This is a genomic window from Candidatus Kryptoniota bacterium (genome assembly GCA_036567965.1).
GTDB lineage: Bacteria > Bacteroidota > Ignavibacteria > Kryptoniales > JAKASW01 > JAKASW01.
On the sequence record DATCTN010000026.1, the window covers coordinates 81349 to 108094 of the forward strand.

The following is a 26746-nucleotide window of genomic DNA, read 5'->3' on the forward strand; positions in this document are numbered from 1 at the left end:
CAGATGAATTAAGAATCAACCAGAAGGAGAATCAAAATGAAAAGATCATTGCTTACAATTCTTTTCATGCTTGTGACGGTTCCGGCTGCACTATACGCCGCGGCGCCGGACACCGTTTGGGTTCCTAATGATTACAACCAGGGAACCATCAACGACGTAATCAATGCTGTTCAAAACGACACGCTGAGCAACGGCGTTCCGAAGGATACCACTGCCGTTTTCATGTTGTACAGGGGGGGATATTATGTCTTGAATGGAACTCTTACTCTCAAACGTGGAACGCATTACGCAATTGAAGGAGAACCTGCGCCTTCAAGCGGGCTCGATTCCGGAATGGCTATCATAATTCCAGGTCTGGTCAGCGGAGGATATTATAATTACATTATCGACTGCTTCGGTGACCTTTCAGCAAAGAACGTGTGGTTCATTTACGGATACACGTCCAGTGGAACTCAGGATTGGATGACATTGCAATTCGAACAGAACGACAATGCTCAGGCCGTCGGCGATTTCGACAATTGCATTTTTGATTACGTTCGAGCGATGGCGGTAACTTCCAATCGTTCCGGATTCGTGGGAAAGTTCAACAGGACTACTTTCAGAAACTGCATAGATCCCTCACAATGGTGGGCAGGAAGAATGTTTGCGACCGTCTCGCAGACGATTACCACAGACTCAATCGGAGCGGAGAATTGCACTTTTGAAAATATGGGTTTCGCGTTCCAGACAGATTACATCCCGCCAGTGCGCACCTGGTTCAACCACAACACTTTCCTTAACATTGTCAAGTTTCCTTTCAAGTTCTACTACATGACGCATCTCGTGTGCACTAACAACGTATTCGTGAATTGCCACTTCTCCGGAGAACGGTACAATGACAGGATAGAACAGGATCCTGACAACCTCCTTTACGGCGCAGTGCTCGATGTCGATACGATGGACACTCGGGACGGACTCGCCGGAACACTTTACAACGGGGTGCCGGAAAACCAGCGGGTTGTGATCTTCTACAACAACAGCAATTACACCGACCCGGCCTTCCAAACATTTTACACAACATACGATGATACCGTATCCGCTTTGCGCGGTCAGATACTCGCCGAGCCGATGATGAATGCCCGGACTCTGGACATGTTTACCTGGCACCCATTTATGAAGATGGCGAATGTGTACGATGCTACGGATCCCAGCTTCGTTACTCCGGCGACCAACATGGATAGCATCATGGCATTTCTGTTCCAGAAGTACGTACCATCGGCACAGGGTGGAGGTGGAAACATTATGTGGGGCTACCAGACCGATTCCACACTCCTGGGAATCTGGCCGACGCACGAGAACCTGGCCTACACAAATTCCACGCTGCTGACCGCGGGCATGGGCGGTTTCCCACTCGGTGATCTCTTTCACTGGTTCCCGACTCAGTACACTTCATGGGCAGCGCAACAGTCGGCAGAAGACTCTCATATCTATCAAATTGCCACTGGCGTGAAGACACTCCCGGGAAGTGCTCCAGCAAAATTTGCACTTGACCAGAACTATCCGAATCCGTTCAACCCGTCGACAATAATCAACTACACTGTGCCTCAGAGGGAAACTGTCACGTTGAAGGTGTTCAACGTACTCGGTCAGGAAGTCGCGACTGTATTCAACGGCATACAGAATCCCGGAAATTACCAGGCGACCTTCAATGGAAGTAAGTTCGCCAGCGGTGTCTACTTCTATCGCCTGCAGGCGGGATCAACATCTCTTACAAAGAAAATGATTCTGACAAAATGACGATAGCTTACTCAGGACCGGGTATGAGTGTGTAGAAATTTGTCGCGATCCCGGAACTTGGGCTGGGAGATGAAGCATCTCTCAGCCTTTTTTTTGACGGGTGCAGCCTGAAGCCGTTGCAAAAGGACTGCCTCATGCGAATCGGGTACAATTCGCGAAATAGATCTGAGTTGGCCAATACTAACGAGATTCTCTTCCGTCGCAGACGGAGCACGTTGAACATATAACACCTTGGGCTCTGACGGACTGATTGTTGGAGCCTTTCTTTCTATGGACGGTAATGAACAATGAAAAAATCATTCTTCCTGGTATTCTGCATTTTGATACTGTGCTCCATTGCGGGAGCTCGTATCGTTGTCACCGGTAGGGTGACGGACTCCGATGGAAAGCCGTTGCTCCGAGCAGATGTTACACTCACCAAACCTCCTGACCTTATCCCGTTTGCGAGCATTGAAACCGCAAAGGACGGCACGTTTCAAATTGATATCGACTCATCTGGCATATGGATACTCCGGGCCTCCGGTGTACTTCACAATAATGTCCAGGTTGCGCTGTATATCAAAGATCAAAAGAGTGTAGACTTGAGAATCGGACTGGGTGCATATCCATATCTTAGCGACTTCGGCCAGGCAAGGGTGATCGGCGACTTCAATAATTGGTCGATACTGTCGGCTGTTCCAATGAGGCCGCAACCCGACGGGACGTATCAAGCGGTAGTGGCGTCGAAATCAGATTCAGTTGCATATCGCCTGAGAAATGTCCGCAAAGGGGAAAATGTTGAGGGGACTCTTGCCCGCAAATATGACTGCACTCCTGCCGGCGTATACAGTTCAGTGACAGCCACACGCGACGGGAAGGCAACGATAGTCTTTGACCCCGGAATGCTCCCGCGCTCTTCGACACCTTCATGGATCAAGTCATCGGACGAATTTGTGTCGAAGTTCGCGCAGAATTACCTCGAACTGCTAAGGACGCGTGAGAACTACGTTTCCACTTTCAGTGGCTACATGATTTCGCGCGGGAAACAAAAAGAACTTAAGTTTGACTGGTCCGATATCTTTGCATCTCTGGAGAAAAGAATTCACGAGGAAGAGAATCCATCTCTAAGAGAGGAACTCTGCTTGGAATTTATTGACTTTGCGCTGATAAGCAACAAGTTCGACGACTCGTTATATGCGGCCGCGTTGCATGAAATCTCACCAGCTTCCAGGGTATGGGTTCTCATTCCGCACGATCTCTTCTCGACGCTCGTCCACAGCGGCTTGAGCGCGGACGAGCAATCCAGGTATGTGGAGCAGATTCTCGCATCAAATCCCGAGATTCGAGTGAAGTCATCTCTTGCCTTAGATGAATTCATGGCTCGCCGGCTTGGTGGAGAAGCGAAGCGAGCTGCAAGTTTCTATGATCTCATGATGAAGAATTATGCCGGCACTCCCGAGCAAGTGAGGGTGCACGAGGCATTTCCCCATGAATATGACATGATGGTAGGAAAGCAGCTTCCGGAATTTTTGCTGAGATCCATGGATGATACCTCTAAGATTGCGAACAATAAAATGCTGTCCGGCAAGTATTTCCTTATGGATTTTTGGTCCGCAGCCTCTCCGGTATGTGTGGGGGAAAGGAAGTATCTCGAGACAATCTACCGGAATTACAAGGAAAGGAATTTTCAGATTTTGAGTATGTCGCTGGATAGTTCGCGTCAGGAAGTTATGAGGTTTCGCCGCGGCAAGTGGAAAATGCCATGGTTCAATGCTTATGTCGGGAATAGCATGCAAAACATAATCTTGAAGACTTTTCAGGTCATCGTAATACCGAAGTTGATCCTGGTTGATCCGAAAGGGACGATCATCGCTATAAGTGACGATCCCAAGGCTAATGGTTTGGACTCGTTGCTCAGCCGCCTCCTGGTGAAGTAGGTCTTGCGAACTGAATCGGTGATCCGATCCCAAAGATCTTGGCACGAATGAAAGGCTGCACCGATTCCCTTCATCGGGGTCTCGCCAGCCAGAAATTCGGTTCGCCATTCGATGACTCCGATCAAGCTATAAGGAGAATCAAGAATGAAGAGTGATTTAAGCAGACGTTCATTCATCTCACGCGTGGCTGCAGCCGCTGCCGGACTTGGACTACTCAAATCTAATTCTGAAGCAGGTAAGATTCGGAGCCTTTTCGGTCCCGGTGAAAGAGCCGAACCACTTTCCACGGTTGACCGAAAGGAATTTGTGAACGGAGAAATTACAGGGAAGTGCGCTGTCCCCCCTAATTGTCCTGAATGGGCGCACAACGCGGTATTTTACCAGATCTATCCGCAAAGTTTCTACGATTCAAACGGAGACGGCATTGGTGATCTCAACGGAATTATCGACAAGCTCGATTACGTAAAAAGTCTCGGCGTAGACGCAATCTGGATCAATCCGTTCTTCGACTCGCCTTTCGGCGACGGAGGTTACGACATTTCTGATTATTACAAAGTCGCACCACGGTACGGAACGAACGACGATGCGAAAAGATTATTTGAAGAAGCACACAAGCGCGGGCTGAGAATCCTTTTTGATTTTGTGGCAAGCTATACATCTATAGAGCATCCGTGGTTCAAAGCGTCCGCGCAGCAGGAGAAGAATGAGTACTCGAACTGGTATATCTGGACAGACAATGTCTGGTTGAATCCGCCGAAGGAGTACCAGGGATCATTCATAAAGGGGTACGGCAGGAGGAACGGACAATATTTGCTCAATTTCTATTACTCCGAGCCGGCGCTTAATTACGGTTTCGCCTCGCCCGATGCGGAACAGAAGTGGGAGCTGCCTATAGATCACCCGGACGTTCTCGCGGTGAGAGAGGAGATGAAAAGAGTCTTCCGCTACTGGATGGAAATGGGTGCAGACGGTTTTCGAGCTGACATGGCAGGCGCGCTCGTCAAGACCGCGAACGTCGAGGGCAACGAACAATTCTTCAAGACTCATGAAGATGGCACGAAAAACTTCTGGCGTGAAGTCAGAGAAATCCTAAACAAGGATTTTCCCGACGCGTTTATCGTCTCCGAATGGTCATATCCGGCCGCGGCGCTCGATGGATGTTTTCACGCCGATTTCTTTCATTGGTTCCAGGGATATAACGATCTATTTCAGAAAGAAGACTGGAGAATTCTCAACGGCTACTCGGAAGGCCACAGTTACTTCGACAATGAAGGGAAAGGCGATATCGCATTCTTCCTGAATAGATTCATGGAGCAGTATGACCGCACTAAGGGTAAAGGATACATTTCTCTTCCGCTCGGGAACCACGACAACGCGCGTCTCGGTAATCGCCGGACCGACGATGACCTGGAGATAATATATGCTTTCGGATTGACGATGCCGGGTGTAACATTTATCTATTATGGGAACGAGATCGGCATGCGTCAAATGCCGGAGGACTGGCCACAGGTCGAGGGCGCATACCGTCCGCGAAACGGAGCGAGGACTCCAATGCAGTGGTCGACCGGAAAGAATCTCGGCTTCTCCACCGCATCCGCAGAAAAGCTCTACTTGCCCGTGGATCCCGCGAATGATGCTCCGACTGTTGAAGACTCGGAAAAGAATCGCGACTCTCTTCTACAGAGGACGCGCAAACTTATTACGTTGAAACATTCCGAACCGGCACTCTCCGCTTACGCGGAGTTCGTTCCGCTTTTCGCGAAGGAAAACACTTATCCTTTCATATACGCCCGATCAAAAGACAAAGACGTAATAATTGTAATCTTGAATCCGTCTGCGAGCGAATCGGCTGCCGATTTTGAATTGAACGTAACATACTCCACCATGAGCTTGTTCGCTGGAAAGGAAGTCAGGATAACAAAAGTCGACCGCAAGCACTCAGTAATCGTGCCCGGACGAACTTACGCGATCTACAAACTGAATGTTTAAAGGGGAATCAGGTCTGTCGTGAACACGACATACGCCGATGCTCCCGAGATTTCGTTACGACGATTACTCCGTTCAAATTCGGACTGGGAAACAATCGTCGTTTTCCAATTTTGAAAAGTAATGACGGACATGATCATTATAATTACATTGAAAGTAAACCGGAGGCTTAGTACAGTATATGAAGATGTCAATGCTTCGTTTTAGATACCTCGCTCATAATCAGTTGATAGCAATTCTCTTATTCGCATGCGTGATAAATGCAGCCTTCGCTTCGACTCCTTACAAGTGGAAGAGTGTAATCGCGGGCGGGGGAGGATTTGTGCCGGGTATAATCTATCACCCCACCGCCAGAGGACTGGCGTACGCGAGGACCGATATAGGCGGCGCGTACAGATGGGACAACTCAACCAGTCAGTGGATTCCGTTGACAGACATGATGACGCGGAATAATTCTGACTACATGGGGATTCTCTCGATCGCGGTCGATCGGAGCGACACAAACCGTGTTTACATGGAGTGCGGGAAGTACACCCAATCCTGGGCCGGAACAGGCGCGGTTCTGTCTTCGACGGACCAGGGAAACTCGTGGTCCATCAATCCGATACCGGTCAAGATAGGTGGAAACGAGGACGGCCGCGGCGCCGGGGAGCGATTGCAGGTTGACCCCAACGCCGACTCAATTCTATTTATGGGAACGACAAAGGATGGTCTTTGGAAATCTACCGACTTCGCAGCTACTTGGACGAAAGATACTGCATTCGGCGCGGCAAATGTCGACTTCGTTTTGTTTGATCCGACAAGTTCGACACCGGGAGACGCGACGCAGCGGCTCTTCGTAGGTGTCGTCAACACAGGAGGTCAAAGTCTCTATCGCAGCGACGATGGCGGTGGGTCATTTACTCTTGTGGCGGGACAACCGTCAGGCGTCATGGCAATAAGGGCGGACATCGCCGACTCAATGCTGTACGTTACATTCGCGAACTACCAGGGACCGAATAGCGCAACGTCAGGCTCCGTTTGGAAATACAATGTCAACAGCGGTGCATGGACAAACATATCTCCGTCCTCCGGCTCATATGGATTCAGCGGGATATCGGTCTATCAGCGAAATCCGAATTACATAATAGTCAGTACTCTCGACAGGTGGTCGCCGATGGATGAAGTTTACTTGTCGACTAACGGAGGTGCGAGCTGGTCGGGCCGTCTCGTCGGTATGAACCTCGACCACAGTTTTGCACCATACACCTCGACGGTCAACCCACATTGGCTCGCAGCGCTCGTAATGGATCCTTTCGATTCCAGCAAGGGAATGTTCGGGACCGGTTTCGGCATCTGGGCTTGCGACAATTTGTTCGCGTCGACTCCAACCTGGTTTTTCAAGGATAAGAATCTTGAAGAAACGGTCCCGATGCAGATTATCAGCCCAACATTTACTAACCTGATGTCCGCGATGGGAGATTACGATGGGTTCCGCCACGATAATCTCGATGCGTCGCCTGCTCAAGGAAGATACAATCCTCCCAAAGGGACGACTCTCTCAATCGCCAGTGCAGGACTTGTGCCCTCCAAAGTTGTGAAGGCTTACAACTCTTCCCCTTACGGCGCGTACTCGACCGACGGCGGTTCAAGCTGGCACGATTTCACAGGCAGCCGCGGCTCACCTGCTTATCCGACGGGCGCGAACGGGGGAGGGACTTGGTCGATAGCTATTTCATCCGACGGCAATACGATCGTGTGGGGACCGAGCGGCGTCTCGTCGCTTTATTACTCGACAAATTTCGGAAAGAGTTGGTCGAAGAGCCTCAACATTTCCAGTGCTCCACCTCCGGTGGCCGACAGGATGAATCCCGAGAAGTTCTATGCGTTCGACTATTCTCTCGGTAAGATTTCCGTGTCAATCAACGGAGCCGAGACTTTTTTCCAGGGTGCTACAGGACTCCCCACCACATCGTCGATGGAAGATGATCACCTAAGCGCTGTGCCGGGGCGGGAAGGAGACGTGTGGATTTGCTGCGGCGACAACGGCCTCTTCCACTCCACGAATTCTGGTACGTCGGTGACACAGATTACAAGCGTGACCGCTGCTTATAAGGTCGGCTTCGGAAAGCCATTAGTTGCAGGAGAGTATCCGGCAATTTATATCAACGGGGTGGTCGGCGGCGTACTCGGCATCTACCGGTCCGATGACTCAAGTGCAACATGGGTGAGGATTAACGACGATGAACATCAGTTCGGTTGGGTCCATCAGGTAACCGGCGACATGCGTGTGTACGGCCGGTGTTACGTGTCTGCCGAAGGACGCGGCATCCAGTACGGCGAGCCGGTCGGCAGCGACACGACGGATAACCCCTCGAGTTTCAGAATCATGAACACTCCGACAGACAGCTTGAAGCATTTTTATCAAAACATTTCTGTCTCGCTTTCGAAGGCCACCGATCCTGAAAGCAACCCGTTGACGTATATACTTCATTTTTTTGGCCCGGGTGTGGACACCACCTGCGTGTCCCCTGATACCGCTGTCGTCTTCTCGGTGGGAAATATTCTTCCATCAAGCGCGTATGTGATCACCGGATTCGTGACAAATGGATTCGACACCACGGCGACATCGAACAGCGCTCTCCTTTACAGTTCCTCTTTGATTACTGGCGTCGTCGGAAATGCGTCCGGACTACCGTTGTCATTCGGTCTTTACCAGAATTATCCGAATCCGTTCAACCCATCGACCACAATAAAATTCGATATAAGCCGTCCGTCGTCGGTGCTGATCCAGGTATATAACGTGATTGGAGAACGGGTATTCCAGATGAGTTACCGGAACCTGAACGCGGGTAGCTATGAGAAGGATCTCAACCTCGATTCGTACGCGAGCGGCGTCTACTTCTGCAGGCTGGAGGCAATAGACAAGCTCGGCGACATTTTCACTTTTATGAAGAAGATGCTATTGCTGAAATAGGATGTCAATAATGAGGAGTATCGGTTGACCGTGCCAAGCGGCTCTCGTTTTCTCAAACATGAGCTCGACGTGATTGGATCAGTTTTTCGATATGCGACGATCTTGATCTCGCTCTTCGGGACCGGCGGTGCATCGGCCCAATGGGTCCAGTCCGGCAGCTCTTCCTTCGGTTCGGTGACGGCATTCGCTTTCGTCGGCACTAATATCTTTGCGGGGACCGACAATGGGGGAATCTTCGTTTCAGGCGACGGCGGCGCGAGCTGGAAGCCGGAGAACACTGCATTCGGAAACGCGGCAGTAACTTCAATAGTCTATTGGCAAACGCAACTCTTTGCCGCGACTTTCGGAGGAGGAATATTTTTTTCCTCGGATGACGGGGCGTCGTGGGAATCGTCTGAGTTCTCCCACCCATACGTTCAGTGCCTTGCAGTTAGCGGGACCAACATCTTCGTCGGCACGTGGAGCAGCGGTGCCTATGTGTCGACTGACACCGGCCGCACATGGGCAGCCATAAACAAGGGATTGCCAGTTTACAACGGTGGAGGGTTGCCGACAGTAAACGCGTTCGCAGTCGACGGGTCGTCCATCTACACCGGCACAGACGGCGGCGTTTATGTATCAACCAATAACGGCGCGAACTGGGACAGCGCCAACACTCACATGACAAACGTGTTCGTCACTTCATTAGCGGCAAACGGAACGAATCTTTACGCCGGTACCTTTCACGGAATCTATCTCTCCTCTGACAACGGAGGCAACTGGACAATATTGAGTAACGGCGCTCCCGATACCGTAATTGAGTCTATTGCGGTGGGATCGTCGGGCGTAATCGCGGCTACCGACGACGGATTATGTCTCTCGACCGACAACGGTTCGAGCTGGTCGACGTTGCGGCTCGGTCTGGCCAATCCTTTTTTTGGTTGTGTCGCCGCGAACGGGAGTGAAGCCATCGCCGGTGCGGGAGACGCCGGCACATTCTTCTCCACCAGCGGTGGGCTAACATGGGTTGCATTGAGTTCAGCGCTGCCTGCTTCAGAAGTGATGACCCTTGCGGTTGATGGCTCCCAACTGCTCGCTGGAACCGACGCTGGCATATTCGTTTCGTCCGATAGCGGAGCTTCATGGTCACCGTCCAACGTGAATCTGCCCGCCACTACTGTCGATGCATTCGCCGTGAACGCAGGCGACATCCTGGCTGGTACCGCCGGAAATGGCGTGTTTCTCTCTACTGACAACGGGTCAACATGGAACGCGGCGGACACCGGACTCACAAGTCCAAACATCTCGTCATTGGCGTTACTCCCGTCGTCCGGCGGGACCATTCTTGCAGGCACTCCAGCAGGTGTTTTTCTAACAACGAATAACGGAGCAACGTGGACGGCTTCCGACAGCGGTCTCCCTTCAAGCAGAGCAATCATTGGCATCTGGGCGGCGGGAGGGAAGACGTTTGCTTCAATCGCGACCGGACTATTTGTATCCACGGACAGCGGTGCCATTTGGAACAGTTACTGGACAAACCCTGGCGTGACGGATTTTGATGAGGCGAACTCAAACGTCTTCGTCGTCTCAAATTCCGCAATCTTTGAAACTACAGATGGCGGAACGGACTGGATTCAATCGGACAGCGGGTTCACAAGTAACAATATTGTCACTTTCGCTTCCCTCAATCATGGTCTTTTTGCCGGCACTAACGACGGTAACGTATTCGTCTCGACTGACGTGGGCGTGAGCTGGCAGCATCTTGGGACCGGGCTTCCGGTTTCCAGCGTCATCTCAATCGCACCGTTCGGAAATTACCTTTTCGCCGGCACAAGCGGGAACGGCGTATGGAAATTGAATATTCCTGATTCAATAACTCCCGTCAGAGCAAGCCCGCCGCCAGTTGCCAAACAGTTTTATCTCGAACAGAATTATCCGAATCCATTCAATCCGGCCACTACTATTGGGTACGCTGTTCCTCGCGCCGGCCACGTGCTGCTTCAGGTGTTTGATGTCCAAGGACGAAATGTCGAGACGCTTGTAGACAGGAACCAGGACGCGGGGCCATATATCGTGACATTTTACGGGACCAGATTTGCCTCAGGCATCTATTTCTACAGAATCACTCTGAAGGTCACCGCGACGGGTGAACTAATCTCCGCAGTTAAGAAGATGTTAGTTCTGAAATGATCCCTGATGTGAGTTGATTGTTGAATTGGCTGACACGACTCTTCTCGCGTGGATTTGATGAGCCAGAAAATGGGGACCGAGTATTTTCGTGTTGCTAAATTTGCTTTATGCGCCTTTGGTATTATATCATCTTTCTTTTTCCTTCCGGACACGATTCTAATTTCCCGAATCAAGTCTTATCTTAGTTCTCATCGAGCTTTTCCTATTCCATCAAAAGCCTGAAAGGAGTTCCATGATGAAAACCCTTTTTACGTGCATGTTTGTTCTCGCTGTAACGAACCCGACCTCGTTCGGTCAATCAGTTAGTTATGATTCCGCATCTGTCGCGAAGTTGATAGCGGCGGAGCAGGACAGTTCCCGCGTAATGGAGATATTGAGTTACATATCAGACGTCTATGGCCCGCGACTCACGTGGTCTCCTGCGTTCAAAAACGCCGCGGAGTGGGCAATGGATGAGATGCGAGCGTTCGGACTTTCAAATGTCCATCTTGAAAGCTGGACGCCGGTGGGCAAAGGTTGGGAGCTGAAAGGTTATTCCGCAAACGTGGTCGACAAGCAAGTGTTTCCTCTTATTTCATATCCGAAGGCGTGGTCACCGGGAGTCGATGAGACTGGCGACATCGTATACCTCAATGTCTCAAACCTCGATGAGCTTCAGAGCTTCAAGGGAAAACTGAAAGGGAAGTTTGTCATGATTGACAAGCCCAGGGAACTGAGTCCGCGTTTCCAGCCGCTTGCAACGAGGATACCCGACTCAACCTTGCTTAAGCTGGCCAACGCTGCGCCCGAGACAAGGAGATTTCGATTCGAGATGTCTCCTGAGATGCGTGCCAGGATAAAACTGAATTCTGAAGAGCTGCAAATGTGCAAGGATGAGGGAGCAGCGGCTGTACTCACAGAAGCGGCCGGCGATGATGGAAATGTATTCGTCCAGCAGGCATCGGTCCCTGTCGATCCCGATGTGCCCTACGACCAACGGCCGAATGTTTGGACCCCGGATGGTCCGAAGATCGTTCCCCAGATTGCCGTTGGGGCTGAACACTACAACCGCCTCGTGAGAATGATCCAGAAAGGTGAACATCCACAACTAGAAATGAATCTGCAAGTTGAATTCACAAAGGCTGATTCGGGATACGATATTGTCGGTGAAATTCCAGGATCAGATTTGAAGGACCAGGTTGTGATGATCGGTGCTCACTTCGATTGCTGGCAGGGCGCTACGGGTGCGACGGATAATGGTACGGGCTCGGCAGTGTGCCTCGAAGCAATGAGAACCATTAATGCAATCGGGCTTCACCCGCGAAGGACAATTAGAATCGCGTTGTGGGGAGGTGAGGAGGAAGGCTTGTTCGGTTCACACGCTTACGTTGAGCATCATTTCGGGACAAGAGGAGGCACCTGGTTCGCGCCTGAAGGACCGGCAGTAATGAAACCCGAATCGGAAAAGTTCCAGGTGTACTTCAACGATGATAACGGAGCGGGAAAATTCAGAGGAATTTATCTCCAGGGAAATGAGGCCGCGAGAACGATTTTCAGGAATTGGCTTGAGCCGTTTCAGTCAATGGGTGCCTCTACCATTTCGCTGAACAATACCGGCGGCACCGATCACCTCTCGTTCGATGCAGTCGGACTTCCCGGGTTCCAATTCATCCAGGATCCTATCGACTACGGAACGATCACGCATCATTCAATAATGGACCTGTACGACAGGGCGCCGGCAGATGATCTCAAGCAATCGGCGACCATGATGGCTGCTTTTGCATATGATGCCTCCATGATGGACGGCCAATTCCCGAGGAAATCCATCGATGCCTCGCAGTCCGGTAGAAGATAGGGAACACATCCGATAATTTAGGGGAACGGGGCAGGCATCGCCTGCCCTTTCTTCTAAGCAGCTCACCCGATTGGCGTGGGCAGGACCTGCATGCAACCATTTGACGCCTCACCAAGAAACCACTTGAAAAGCTAACGCGCGAAGTGTAATCTCTTCTGTCAAACGTGGCGGCCCAGCCGAAACTTATTCGGGTTGCTCATAAAATTTTCCCAACTTGCTTTCAGGAAACGCGATGAAAGGAATCATTCTAGCAGGCGGCAGCGGCACGAGACTCTATCCTATCAGCAAAGTGATAAGCAAACAACTCCTCCCGGTCTATGACAAGCCGATGGTGTACTACCCTCTGTCAACACTCATGCTTGCAGGGATCAGGGATGTTCTTATTATTTCTACTCCTACCGATCTTTCGAGGTTTGAGGAGTTGCTCGGAAACGGGTCGAGATTCGGGATGAAATTTTCTTACTCGGAGCAGCCGCGGCCGGAGGGACTTGCCCAGGCGTTTATCATCGGCGAAAAGTTCATCGGTAAGGATAATGTCTGCCTCATACTCGGCGACAACATCTTTCACGGCCACGGACTCACAGGGCTTCTGAATCAGGCCGTAAGGTATGTCGAATCGAAAAAGAAGGGCGTCATCTTCGGATATTATGTCAATGATCCAGAGCGTTACGGAGTCGTTGAACTTAACTCGAAGAAAGAGGTCGTATCCATCGAGGAGAAACCGAAATCTCCGAAAAGCAATTACGCCGTTGTCGGGTTATACTTCTATCCCAACTCCGTCGTGGATGTTGCCAGGCGTGTTAAGCCGTCGGCTCGCGGCGAACTGGAAATCACCAGCGTCAACCAGGAATTCCTTCAGAAGAAAAAGTTGAGGGTGGAGCTAATGGGACGCGGAATGGCTTGGCTGGATACCGGTACTCATGAAAGCATGATGGAGGCTTCACTTTTCATCCAGACGATCGAGAAGCGCCAGGGACTCAAGATCGCTTGCGTCGAAGAAATAGCCTTTCTTCAAAAGTGGATCTCGAGGACACAGCTGGAAGCCGCAGCTTCTGAGATGAATAATGATTATGGAAACTACCTAAGAACAGTTCTTGGATGAGCCGCTGAAAGAATACGCGCCTCCGTCTCCTCTTTTCTTCTCCGTTAACGCTGACTTCATTCTTGAGGACGGATCCGATCTCCATGAATGTGTCTGATCGTCAAGGCCAACAGTCGTTCCGAAAATATTGTCACGAATTCCGTTTGTGCCCCGGCTGGAGCGTGGAATTTATTTGTCGTGCGTTGTATCTTTTAAAATCTTGATCCATAACCTCATCACAAACACTGCCGCTTCCGCAAATCCAGCCGCAAGCATCGCGGGGCGCGTGATCATTTCTCAAGATAAACTGCCAGGAATAATCTTAAGATGAAAATCTCAGTTATTGGAACCGGATACGTCGGACTCGTAACGGGCACCTGTCTTGCCGAAACCGGGAATCAGGTGGTCTGCATGGATGTCGACTCGCGCAAGGTCGCGTGGCTGAAAAAAGGTAAATCACCCATTTACGAACCGAATCTCGATTCACTTCTCATTAAGAACATCGATGCGAAGAGACTTCTATTTTCAACCTCGCTTCGGGAAGCGGTGGAAGAAGCGGAGATCATATTCCTCTGTCTGCCGACGCCGCCGGGAGCTGATGGAGGCGCCGATCTCTCTCAAGTGCTTCAGGTGGCAGGCGATATCGCGAAGAGTACAAGCGGCCCTAAAATTATCGTCACTAAAAGCACGGTGCCCGTTGGCACGGGCGATAGGCTCCGCGACCTTTTCAAGAAACATGGTAAGAATGATTTTATCGTGGCATCCAATCCGGAGTTCCTTAAGGAAGGGAATGCCATTCAGGACTTCATGTTCCCTGACAGGGTCGTAATAGGGGTTGAGGATCAGGCAGCGGAAAGAGTCCTGCGCGACGTTTACGAACCATTTGTCCGAACAGGCGCGCCTGTTCTCGTCATGGAGATTAGAAGCGCGGAGATGGTCAAGTACGCGGCGAACGCGTTTCTGGCGACGCGCATCTCCTTCATGAATGAAATTTCGAGGCTCTGTGAAAAACTGGGCGCCGACATCGACAAGATCAGGACAGCAATGGGCTATGATGCCAGGATAGGTCCGAAGTTTCTCTTCCCCGGAATTGGATGGGGCGGGAGCTGCTTCCCGAAAGACGTGAGAGCGCTCATAAAGATGGGTGAAGAAACATCCGTCGGAACTCCTATCGTATCAGCCGTCAACGCCGTCAATGAAGAACAGAAGCGGGTCATTCCGCAGAAAATCAAGAAACATTTCGGTGAGAATCTGAAGGGGAAGAAGTTTGCCGTCTGGGGCCTTTCCTTTAAACCGAAAACGGATGACATGCGCGAAGCTCCGTCGGTAGTCCTGATAGAAAGTCTCCTCAAGAGTGGCGCTGAGATTTCCGCCTTTGATCCTGTCGCCGTTCAAAATGCGAAGGCGATATTCGGGAAGAAGATTACTTATGCAAAGGATCAATATTCCGCATTGAAAGGCGCAGACGCTCTGGTCCTCGTTACTGAATGGCAGGAATTCAGAGAGCCTGACTTTGCCAGGATGAAGGCCCTTATGAAAGAGAGCGTACTGTTCGACGGCAGGAATATTTATAACGCCGACAGGACGAGAGCGCGCGGTTTCACATATTACGGGATCGGCAGGAAATAATGCCGGAAGAAACGACAGAGGAACACAAATGTCCAGGGTATTGATCACAGGCGGAGCTGGTTTCATCGGATCACACTTGTGTGACAGGTTTCTCGCTGAAGGCGACGATGTGGTATGCATGGACAACTTTCTCACTGGGAGCCCCGACAATATCGCGCATTTGATAGGCAACCCGCAATTCAGATTCATCCAGTACAACGTCACTGATTTTATTTACGTTGATGGACCCATAGATGCTGTCCTTCATTTCGCAAGTCCTGCCTCGCCGATCGATTATCTCAAACTCCCGATCCAAACGTTGAAAGTCGGTTCGCTCGGAACTCACAAGGCACTCGGGTTCGCAAAGGCAAAGGGCGCCCGTTTCCTCCTCGCGTCCACGAGCGAAGTTTACGGCGATCCGCTCATGCATCCTCAGAGAGAGGAGTACTGGGGAAATGTAAATCCTATCGGCGTGCGCGGCGTTTACGACGAAGCGAAGAGATTCTCCGAAGCGATGACAATGGCTTACCACAGGTACCACGGACTGGATACCAGGATCGTCAGGATATTCAACACGTTCGGCCCGCGTATGCGGCTCGATGACGGACGTGTCCTTCCTGCGTTCGTCAAGCAGGCTCTCCTTGGCGAAGATCTCACAGCCTTCGGCGACGGCACCCAGACACGCAGCTTCTGCTATGTCGATGATCTTGTCGAAGGAATTGTTCGTCTTCTTCGTTCCGCCCATAATGAGCCGATCAATATCGGCAATCCCGACGAGATCACGATTCTCCAGTTCGCGAAAGAGATAATCGAGCTCACAGGGAGCAAGAGTAAAATAGTTTTCAAGCCGCTCCCCGAAGATGATCCGAAAGTAAGACAGCCGGATATCTCCAAAGCTAAGGGACTCCTCGGTTGGGAGCCGGGAATACCGAGGAAGGAGGGCCTTAGGAGAACCATCGGCTACTTCAAAGAGAAACTCCGTCTTACTTCCTAAGAGAGTGTCGTAATTCATTCTTGAATCTGCGGGCTGTTTAATTCGACGAGTGTCTCCGCACGGTCACCTCGAATGTCAGTTCAAGTCATACGCCTTCATGATCGGCCCCGCTGCTCCACGAATGAACCGGGTCGCCACCGGTGTTTGAATGTTTTCATTGCGCTCTCGCGGATTCACCTGATTTCTTCAACACCCCTCGACGTCTTTAGCTACTAATGGCCGGAGCACAAGATTTGGCTCGTTCGCCTAATTTATTTCAATATTTGACGTGAAAATCTAAATTAATTAACCGCCGAAATAAATTCTGTTGGATGTTGATTGCTTCGCGGTGGGGGCGGAAGTATAAGTATAGTGTAGAATTTCGTGTGGAGAACTTTTGAAATGAAAGAAAGTGAAAGCGGATCGTTGGTAATGCAACACGGTAAAGACTTCGTGAGAAATCAGGGAATGTACGACCCGGCGTTTGAACACGACGCCTGCGGGATGGGATTTGTCGCGGACATCAAAGGAAGAAAGTCCCGGTCGATCATCGACAAGGGTCTCGACATCTTGAAGAATCTCGAGCACCGTGGCGCTGTCGGAGCTGATCCGGAAACCGGCGACGGCTCCGGTGTCTTGATCCAGATGCCGGACGAATTCATTCGAAAAGCGGCTGGCGAAAAGAAAATCAAACTCCCGGCCGAAGGAAAGTACGGCGTCGGGATGATGTTCCTGCCGCAGGACCCGATAAGGCGAAAGGCTGTCGAAAATATTGTCGAGAAAATCGTCATCGATGAGAACCAAAAATTTCTGGGCTGGAGAGATGTGCCTGTCGATCCTTCCGTTCCCGGAAGAGGGGCGCGCGCAACGCAACCGTTTATCAGGCAATGTTTCATATCAGCCAACAAGTCGATAGAGAGTCAGGATGAATTTGAAAGAAAACTCTACACGATCCGTAGAATCATTGATCACAGAGTTCGCGCGGAATTGGACTGCGACAGAAGCGAGTACTATGTTCCTTCGTTCTCAAGCAAGATCCTGATATATAAAGGTATGCTCCTTGCTCCACAGCTGGTCGCATACTATAAAGACCTGTCGGATAAAGACATGAAGTCCGCGATGGTAATGCTCCATCTCAGATTTTCTACGAACACATTTCCAACCTGGGATCTTGCGCATCCGTTCCGAGTTATCGCTCATAACGGCGAGATCAACACGCTCCGCGGCAACAAGAACTGGATGGCTGCGAGACAGGCGGTCATGGAGTCGCCATATTTCGGGAAAGATCTCAGGAGGATGCTCCCGATCATAATGGAAGGTCAAAGCGACTCCGCCACGTTCGACTCCGTTCTGGAACTTCTCATCATGAGCGGGCGAAGCCTTCCTCACGCGATGATGATGATGATTCCTGAAGCATGGTCAAAAAATGATTTGATGGACCCGGACAGGAAGGCATTTTACGAATACCACGCAACGATGATGGAGCCGTGGGACGGACCTGCGGCTGTCGTCTTCACGGACGGCAATATCATTGGCGCTACTCTCGACCGGAACGGTCTGAGACCCTCCAGATATGTGGTGACGAAAGACGGGCTGGTCGTTCTCACGTCGGAGGCCGGCACTTTCAGCGTCGATGCGGACAATGTGGCGAAGAAGGGAAAACTCCAGCCTGGAAGGATGTTTATTCTTGACCTCAAGCAGGGAAGGATAATCGAAGACGAAGAAGTAAAGCGTGAGATCGTAACGAAGAAACCGTACCGGAAGTGGGTCAACGACAACATGATCAAGTTGTCTCACCTTCCGACCCCCGCCAACATTTATAATGCTGATTTCGGAACGCTGCACATGCGTCAGAGAATATTCGGATACACGAAGGAAGATATTTTCGACGTGATGCTCCCGATGGCGTCAAAAGGCGAAGAAGCCGTCGGCTCAATGGGATCGGATGCGGCTCTTTCCGTGCTCTCGGAACGCCCGCAAATGCTTTTCAGATATTTCAAACAGCTGTTCGCCCAGGTTACGAACCCTCCGATAGACGCGATCAGAGAAGAGCTCGTGATGGAACTGACTACATACGTCGGTCCGGAACAGAATCTTCTTTCCGAGACTCCTCTACACGCACACAGGCTCGAGCTCGAGCACCCGCTTCTTTCGAATTCGCAGATGGAAAAAATAAGAAACATCGCGAAGGGACATTTCAAATCGATTACGATCCCGCTTCTGTTCAATCCCGGCGTCCGTCACAACATGCGCGAGAGAATGGACCAGATATGTGCGGAAGCAGTTGATGCTGTGAAGGACGGGATATCTTTGATAATCCTCTCCGACAAAGGAGTTGACAGGAATTGTGCGGCAATACCGAGCCTCCTCGCAACTGCAAGCGTTCATCACTCGCTGCTGCGAGCCGGATTGAGAACAAGGACGGGCATCATCGTTGAGAGCGGAGAGCCTCGCGAGGTACACCACTTCGCCCTCTTGTGCGGTTATGGTGCGAATGCAATCAACCCTTATGTCGCTTACGAGACTCTTGCGTACCTCACGGAAAAAGGGTTTCTCCCGGACGTCAAGGACTACAAAGCCGCCAAGAATTATTTCGTAAAGGCCGTAAGCAAAGGACTCTTTAAGATTTTCAGCAAGATGGGGATAAGCACGCTGCAGTCGTATTGTGGTGCCCAGATCTTTGAAGCTGTAGGCCTCGACAGTGAAATAGTCGAAAATTATTTCACGGGCACCGCGACCCGCATCGAGGGGCTAAGTCTCGAGATGCTGGAACAGGAGACGATAAAGAGGCACGTGCATGCTCTCGACCCGCAGATCGATCAAAGCACTCTCGATGTGGGAGGACTTTACCATTACAGGCGCGACGGCGAAAACCATCTTTGGAACCCGCTCACGATCTCGAAGCTGCAACTGAGCACGAGACGCGGCGATTACAAGACATTTAAGGAATATACCGACTTCATAAACAATCAGGACAAACGCCGGGTCACATTGAGAAGTCTTTTTGAAATTGACGCCAGCGGTACTAATGTCCCGATAGAAGAAGTCGAACCCGCTTCAGAAATTGTCAAGAGATTTGCTACCGGAGCAATGAGCTTCGGCTCTATCTCGCGCGAAGCGCACACGTCGCTCGCCATGGCAATGAACCGGATCGGTGGGAAGTCGAATACAGGTGAAGGGGGCGAAGAGACCGATCGGTTCAAACGGCTTCCGAACGGCGACAGCATGCGGTCGGCGATCAAGCAAGTGGCATCCGCCAGATTCGGAGTCACTGCCGAGTATCTGGTGAATGCCGACGAGCTTCAAATCAAAATGGCTCAGGGCGCGAAACCGGGTGAAGGGGGTCAACTCCCCGGCCACAAGGTGGACAAAATAATCGCGAAGGTCAGGCACAGCATTGCCGGTGTGACTCTGATCAGTCCGCCTCCGCACCATGATATCTACTCAATCGAAGACCTGAAGCAGCTGATATTCGATTTGAAAAATGTCAACCCTTATGCGCGCATCAGCGTGAAACTTGTCTCCGAAGTCGGTGTCGGTACGATAGCAGCAGGTGTCGCAAAAGCACACGCAGATCATATACTTATCTCCGGTCACGACGGAGGAACGGGAGCGAGCCCGATCTCTTCGATCCAGTACGCGGGTTCGCCGTGGGAGCTCGGATTGAGCGAGGCCCATCAGACACTTGTTCTCAATGGGCTTCGAGATCGCGTGTATCTTGCAGCTGATGGTCAGATGAAGACAGGTCGCGATGTAGTGATCGCTGCACTTCTCGGCGCGGAAGAATTCGGATTCGCAACCGCACCGCTTGTCACGCAAGGCTGCATAATGATGAGGAAGTGTCATCTCAATACGTGTCCGGTCGGAGTCGCGACCCAGGATCCCGACCTGAGGAAGAAATTCTCAGGCAAGCCGGAATATGTGGTCAACTTCATGTTCTATATCGCCGAGGAAGTCAGAGAACTCATGGCTTCACTGGGGTTCAGGAAGTTTAATGATATGGTAGGACAAACCGACAAGATTCTTCCGATCAGGCTGAACGATCACTGGAAGGCGCGCGGACTGGATTTGTCTAAACCTCTTTACAAGCCGAAACCGATTTATGAGACGGGACTCTTCAGATCTCGCGGTCAGGACCATGGGCTCGAAAATCAACTGGACCATGAGCTGATAAAACTCTCAGAACCGGCTCTGAATGACGGGACTCAAGTGACAATCCAAAAGCGAATCAGAAATATCAACCGGACAGTCGGTGCCATGTTGTCCGGAGAAATTGCCAAGCGATACGGTGACGAAGGCTTGCCGGACGGGACCATAAAGATCCAGCTCCGGGGTACCGCCGGACAGAGCTTCGGCGCATTCCTGTCGAGAGGTGTCGAGCTGAATCTTACGGGCGAATCGAACGATTACACGGGTAAGGGACTTTCTGGCGGAAGATTGATCGTGAAAGTGCCGCCGGAAGTTACGTTTGATCCCGCCGAAAACATTATTATAGGCAATACTTGTCTCTATGGCGCAACGAGCGGTGAAGCGTACATAAATGGCGTGTCCGGAGAAAGATTCGCAGTACGAAACTCCGGCGCTTACGCGGTGATCGAAGGTGTCGGTGATCATGGTTGCGAATATATGACCGGCGGCAGAGTCGCGGTCCTCGGAAAGATCGGACGGAATTTCGCGGCCGGAATGTCCGGGGGCATCGCATACATCTGGGATCCGGATAAAGTCGCGGAGAAGTATATCAATCATGCTATGGTGGCTGTCGAGTACCTGATTTACGAGGATGACATTGCCGAAATTTACACCATGGTACAGAAGCATCACGAATATACCGAATCAAAAAGGTCCGAATATATTTTGACAAACTGGAGCACTGAGAAAGACAACTTCTGGAAGATCGTTCCGGAAGAATACCGGAAAGCTCTTGCGAGACAGGAGGAAGAGAGGAAGATCGTCACTGTCGTGGAACATGGTCCGGCAGAGAAGGAGGTTGTGAATGGGTAAGCCCACGGGATTCAAAGAGTACAAGCGCATCCTGCCGGAACACGAAGCTGTTGAAACGCGTGTAAAGCATTTCAAGGAATTCGAGAGCAGATTTCACCGCGAGGACGCAAAGATCCAGGCGGCGCGGTGCATGGACTGCGGAATTCCGTTTTGTCACGGTGATACCGGGTGCCCGGTACAAAACTATATTCCAGAATGGAACGACCTGGTCTATATGGGCCAATGGCGGGAAGCGCTCGAGAATTTGTTATCGACAAACAATTTTCCCGAATTTACAGGTCGACTCTGTCCCGCGCCTTGCGAGACAGCATGCACACTCGGGATAAACGAAGAACCTGTCACCATCAAATCTATTGAACGCACAATAATCGACAAAGGTTGGGAAGAAGGCTGGGTCAAGCCCAGGATGCCATATGTCCTCTCCGGCAAGCGCGTGGCGGTGATCGGCTCAGGCCCGTCTGGTCTTGCGGCGGCTCAGCAGTTATGCCGCGCAGGGCATTTCGTGACGGTGTTCGAGAAGAACGACCGGATCGGAGGTCTCCTTCGTTATGGCATTCCTGATTTCAAGTTGGACAAACACGTGATCGACAGACGCGTCGAACAAATGACGGTCGAAGGCGTGGAGTTCAGGACGAAAGTAAATGTCGGCGTGGATATTTCGGTGGAGGAAATCTCGGAAAAATATGATGCAATAGTTCTTGCAGGTGGATCAGAGACGCCCCGGGACATTCCGATTCCCGGAAGGGAGCTGATCGGAATCCACTTTGCGATGGATTTTTTACCGATGCAAAACCGCGTTAATGCAGGCGATGTCGTACAGAACCAGATCGTAGCCACGGGCAAGGACGTCGTCGTCATTGGAGGCGGCGACACAGGCTCGGATTGCGTCGGAACTGCGAACCGCCAGGGCGCGAAATCCGTCACTCAGATTGAAGTCCTGCCGATGCCGGCAGATCAGCGTCCCGACAGCACACCGTGGCCTTATTGGCCTTTGATACTCAGGACCTCCTCAAGTCACGAAGAGGGAGTTGCGAGGAAGTGGAGCATCAATACCAAGTCATTCTCCGGAAATGATAAAGGTGAAGTCTCATCGCTTCAGTGCAACCAGGTAAAATTTGAAAACGGCAAGTTGATCGATATACCGGGTACCGAATTCGAGTTAAAGGCGGATCTCGTCTTAATCGCAGCCGGTTTTGTTCACCCCGTCCATGAAGGACTTTTGAACCAGATGAAGGATGCGGGTCTCGAACTCGATCAGCGCGGAAATGTGAAAGCGGCATTTGGAGACGGCGAGAACGCACATGCGACAACGATGGAAAAAGTCTTCGCGTGTGGCGATATGAGGCGCGGGCAATCGTTGGTTGTGTGGGCGATCGCGGAAGGGAGAAAGTGCGCCGCCGCTGTACACAGCTTCCTGTCGTCAGAGGAGTCGCGGCTATCATCCGGTGAAATTCGATCGGTCGAAGGAAGCGCCGCGTAAACGGGGACCCGCTCGGGGTCCATCACGCTCAGGAATTGATTTGATGGCGGGACGATTTCGTTAGAACCAACGCTGGGTTGAAGTTAAACCTGTCTCGATTTAGGAATCCAGCGAACACGAACGCCGAGGCAATGAATTCCACGACTTTTTATCCCTGATGTGAGCGAATCGATCGGAAGGCTGTCTCCCGTCTGCTCCGCTTGACAAATCCATTTGTACGGGCTAATATTTACATGTGCCCGATAGGAGAGCCGGGACATTGATTGCGAACAGCCAGGGGTGGAGAAGGACCTCCAGACTTTTCATTATCCGAATAAGATTGATCCGCGATTAGTCGCCGGCAAACGGATTGGGCGTAACCTTGGAAAACTAATCGAAGGAGGTAATCATGCCGCTGAACATTTCGCGCTACGGGTGGCAGCCGGACCTTCCGGATCGCCGCGATCTCGTGTATGCTGCTCCACCCTCAATCGTAAGAAAACTCCCGCCTAAAGTCGATCTCCGGATGCAGTGCCCTTCAGTCTATAATCAGGGAGAGCTCGGAAGCTGCACTGCGAACGCCATCGGAGCGGCGTTCGAGTTCGAATTGAAGAAGCAGAATGTGAATCTCGACTTCATGCCTTCGCGCCTTTTCATCTACTACAACGAGCGCGTGATGGAACATAGCGTAAACTCGGACAGCGGTGCCCAAATCCGGGATGGAGTAAAGAGCGTCAATAAGCTCGGCGTCTGCCCGGAAAAAGAATGGCCCTACGATCCGAATGCTCTTACCATGAAGCCCAATGATGCCTGCTTTGCGGACGCTCTGAAGCACCAGGTCCTTTCATATCACCGCGTCACAAGGACCCTCAGTCAAATGAAGGGTTGTCTTGCCGACGGCTATCCGTTTGTTCTGGGATTTACGGTGTACGCATCGTTTGAATCCGAAGCTGTTGCAAAGACGGGAAAACTCAACATGCCAGGCAAGAGGGAACAGGTGGTCGGCGGCCATGCTGTCATGGCGGCGGGCTATGATGACAAAGCAAAGCGCTTTATCATTCGGAACAGCTGGGGGAGCACATGGGGCATCGCCGGATATTTCACGATGCCATATGATTATCTGATGGAGCCGAATCTCTCGGACGACTTCTGGACAATCAGACTGGTAGAACTTAATCCGGCACTTAAGAAAGCAAAAAAGTAAATTGAAAGGTCGACGCTCCGCGAATGAACGCACATCTTCGCCGAGCGTCGATGCTGTCTTTTACACTCGGGGGGAACAAAGTCACCCGTTATCCTTCTCTTCTGGATTCAAACATCACAACTCTTTATCTTTGATGCAGTTTTTCCAATCATAAATCCAAGGAGTTGATCATGAAAATCGATATGCCCTTGAAATCATTCTCCAGATTATCAGCTGCTATTGCAATGGTAATGCTCTTCTCTTCATTATCGTTGCTGGCGCAGGAGAAGGAGGTCTACAAATCCGTTGCCGACGCCCTGCGCTCCGGGAGGATGCTTGCCGGAAAATCGGGCCCCCAGAGTCTCAACTGGATAAATGGAGGGGACGAGTATTCTTATATCGCCGTCAATAATGAGACGAAGAAGAATGAGATCAGGACTTTCGACCCTGCAACCGGGAAAGACGAATTGGTCTTTGACGGCGAGGGAGTGACATTTCCCGACACGTCCATGCCATTCAATTATTCTTCGTTCCAATGGGCCCGCGATTCTAAGCATATTCTCTTTCAAACACATTTCAGAAGAATTTATCGGCGATCGGGAATATCGGATTACTATATCTACTCGCTCGACACGAAGAGCTTGAGAGTCGCGGCGAAGGACGCACGCACGGCGGAATTGTCCCCCAGCGGCGAGAGGGTCGGGATCGAACGCGAAGGCAACATGTTCGTTTATGATTTCGATTCGAAAAAGGAGACCCAACTTACAAATGATGCTACGGGCGACACGGGCATCTTTAACGGGCACTACGATTGGGTTTATGAAGAGGAGTTCGGTCAGCCACAAGCCTGGAACTGGTCGCCTGACAGCAAGTACATCGCCTTCTGGCAATTCAATGAGAGAAAGGTGCCAATCTTCCGAATGACGAATTTCGAAAGCAATCATCCTGAGTACGTAAAGATCCCTATACCACAGCCGGGTGATCCGAATCCTGCAGTGAGGATAGGAGTGGTCGACGTTGAGTCGGGCAAGACTGTCTGGCTCGACCCCGGCCTCGGAGACGATTTTTACATTCCACGAATATATTGGACCAGCGACCCGGACGTGCTCGCCATGCTTACACTTAACCGCGAGCAAAACGATCTCACTCTCTTTTTCTTCAACGTGAGGACCGGTGAGCGGACCAAGATCATGGAAGAGAAGAACGACACCTGGGTTGCGATTTTCAATTTCTATACTGCCGTCGATGACATGATGTATTTCCCCGAAGGAACAAAAGAGTTTTTCTGGGTCTCGGACCGAAGCGGGTTCTACCAGATTTACAGATACGCCTACAGCGGCAAACTGATCAACCGGGTGACGGAAGGCGACTGGGATGTCATAAAGGTCGTAGGCATTGATCCGAAGAACAAAACTATTTACTACACATCGGCGGAGGCTTCTCCACTTGAAGAAGAATTGTACTCCATCAGGTTCGACGGTTCACACGAGACCCGCCTTACTGATGTGTCGGGCTATCACCAGATTAATATGTCGCCTAACACCAGCTACTATCTCAATACATACAGCAATTTTTCCACGCCGCGGCAAGTCGAGCTATGCTCATCGGACGGCAAAACGATCAAGACACTTGAGGACAATAAAGATGTCAGCCAGTATATTCAGACTCATGCCTACTCACCGAAGGTTCTGAGCAGCTTCGTTACCTCCGACGGTGTTAGACTGGATTACTCGATTGTCAAGCCGATGGACTTCGATTCCACTAAGAAGTATCCCGTCGTTATGGGCATCTATGGCGGCCCCGAATCGCAATCCGTGTACAACTCATTTGAAGGTTCATCGTGGACGGAATTTCTGGCGCAACATGGCTACATCGTTGTGGACGTCAACAATCGGGGTAATGCCAGTTACGGAAGCAAGTTCCTTAAGGTCGTGTACAAACAGCTCGGCATCTACGAGAGTCATGATTTTGTCGAGATGGCTAAATACCTGAAGACTCTACCTTATGTTAATGGAGATGAAATGGCAATAATGGGCACAAGCTACGGCGGGTACAGCACGACATTCACGATGCTGTCTCATCCGGGTGTGTTCAAGGTCGGGATTGCCAACTCTCCAGTTACCGATTGGCATTTGTACGACGACATTTATACTGAGAGATACATGAGTCTCCCCGACGAAAACAAGGACGGGTACACGAAGACGTCGGATATGACTTACGCCGACAGTTTACGCGGACATCTTCTCATTGTCCATTCGATGAGCGACGACAATGTTCATCCTGTAAATACGATGCAACTCCTGACCGCACTCACTAACGCGGGTAAGGACGTCGACTTAAGAATCTTCCCGCCCGGAGCTCATGGAGCGGCATATAATTTTCAAAGTTTCATTCTCGAGTTCCAGGTTTATTACCAGTATCTTGAACGCTATCTAAAGGGAAGCAATGATCTGCCCAATCTGAACGCGGAGGCGAACAAGTAAGGGAATAATCTTGCGACTGCTCGCTGCGACTCACTTTCAAAGACGGTAGTAGATTCCAAATACAAATCAGAGTGAGTCGCGGTGAACCTGGAGTTCCCCCCGCACCTGTGCGGAGTCACTCAACTATAGAGTCGATGTTCGGGTGCTTTTGATTTTGCCGATAGCCGTGCTTGTTCGCGTCCCCCTTTTTTGACGGTACACTTGAACGACAAAATCCCGTAGTTCCAATAAACCGCTTGTCTGTTTCAAATTGCGGTCTTTTTCCTTCCCACCAACCTTTTTCAGACGTCCGGAGTCGAAAGATATGAAGAGGCAAGAAAG

The 26746-nt window shown here is 51.0% G+C and carries 13 protein-coding genes; all 13 read left to right on the forward strand.

Annotated elements, in window-relative coordinates; all coding sequences use genetic code 11:
* Nucleotides 1-36: 36 nt before the first annotated feature.
* The 13 genes from VIS48_11105 to VIS48_11165 all read left to right on the forward strand — a co-directional run bounded on the left by VIS48_11105 (nucleotide 37) and on the right by VIS48_11165 (nucleotide 26425).
* Nucleotides 37-1776, forward strand: a complete 1740-nt coding sequence (locus tag VIS48_11105) for a T9SS type A sorting domain-containing protein (GenBank protein HEY9166697.1) — start codon at nucleotides 37-39, stop codon at nucleotides 1774-1776.
* Nucleotides 1777-2063: 287 nt separating this feature from the next.
* Nucleotides 2064-3692, forward strand: coding sequence for a thioredoxin-like domain-containing protein (locus VIS48_11110; GenBank protein ID HEY9166698.1), 1629 nt, complete (start codon nucleotides 2064-2066; stop codon nucleotides 3690-3692).
* Between the two features lie 144 nt (nucleotides 3693-3836).
* Nucleotides 3837-5681, forward strand: coding sequence for an alpha-amylase family glycosyl hydrolase (locus tag VIS48_11115; GenBank protein HEY9166699.1), 1845 nt, complete (start codon nucleotides 3837-3839; stop codon nucleotides 5679-5681).
* Between the two features lie 190 nt (nucleotides 5682-5871).
* The gene (locus VIS48_11120) at nucleotides 5872-8634 is read left to right on the forward strand and encodes a T9SS type A sorting domain-containing protein (GenBank protein HEY9166700.1); all 2763 of its coding nucleotides are present in this window, start codon (nucleotides 5872-5874) and stop codon (nucleotides 8632-8634) included.
* A gap of 30 nt (nucleotides 8635-8664) precedes the next feature.
* The gene (locus tag VIS48_11125) at nucleotides 8665-10803 is read left to right on the forward strand and encodes a T9SS type A sorting domain-containing protein (protein ID HEY9166701.1); all 2139 of its coding nucleotides are present in this window, start codon (nucleotides 8665-8667) and stop codon (nucleotides 10801-10803) included.
* A gap of 235 nt (nucleotides 10804-11038) precedes the next feature.
* Nucleotides 11039-12637 (forward strand): M28 family peptidase, encoded by a 1599-nt coding sequence (locus VIS48_11130; GenBank protein ID HEY9166702.1) that lies wholly within the window; start codon nucleotides 11039-11041, stop codon nucleotides 12635-12637.
* A gap of 232 nt (nucleotides 12638-12869) precedes the next feature.
* Complete coding sequence (gene rfbA / locus VIS48_11135; protein ID HEY9166703.1) at nucleotides 12870-13739, forward strand: glucose-1-phosphate thymidylyltransferase RfbA; 870 nt, start codon at nucleotides 12870-12872, stop codon at nucleotides 13737-13739.
* 306 nt (nucleotides 13740-14045) lie between these two features.
* The gene (locus VIS48_11140) at nucleotides 14046-15347 is read left to right on the forward strand and encodes a UDP-glucose/GDP-mannose dehydrogenase family protein (GenBank protein HEY9166704.1); all 1302 of its coding nucleotides are present in this window, start codon (nucleotides 14046-14048) and stop codon (nucleotides 15345-15347) included.
* A gap of 28 nt (nucleotides 15348-15375) precedes the next feature.
* Complete coding sequence (locus tag VIS48_11145; protein HEY9166705.1) at nucleotides 15376-16320, forward strand: UDP-glucuronic acid decarboxylase family protein; 945 nt, start codon at nucleotides 15376-15378, stop codon at nucleotides 16318-16320.
* A 381-nt stretch (nucleotides 16321-16701) separates the two neighbouring features.
* A complete protein-coding gene (gene gltB, locus VIS48_11150) occupies nucleotides 16702-21300 on the forward strand; it encodes a glutamate synthase large subunit (protein HEY9166706.1) in 4599 nt (1532 codons plus the stop codon).
* The gene (locus tag VIS48_11155) at nucleotides 21293-22780 is read left to right on the forward strand and encodes a glutamate synthase subunit beta (GenBank protein ID HEY9166707.1); all 1488 of its coding nucleotides are present in this window, start codon (nucleotides 21293-21295) and stop codon (nucleotides 22778-22780) included. Before gltB ends, VIS48_11155 begins: the two co-directional genes overlap by 8 nt.
* A gap of 388 nt (nucleotides 22781-23168) precedes the next feature.
* Nucleotides 23169-23963 carry a C1 family peptidase gene (locus tag VIS48_11160; GenBank protein ID HEY9166708.1) on the forward strand — a complete coding sequence of 265 codons (795 nt, stop codon included), beginning with the start codon at nucleotides 23169-23171 and terminating at the stop codon, nucleotides 23961-23963.
* Nucleotides 23964-24133: 170 nt separating this feature from the next.
* Nucleotides 24134-26425 (forward strand): S9 family peptidase, encoded by a 2292-nt coding sequence (locus tag VIS48_11165; protein ID HEY9166709.1) that lies wholly within the window; start codon nucleotides 24134-24136, stop codon nucleotides 26423-26425.
* The last annotated feature ends 321 nt before the right edge of the window (nucleotides 26426-26746 follow it).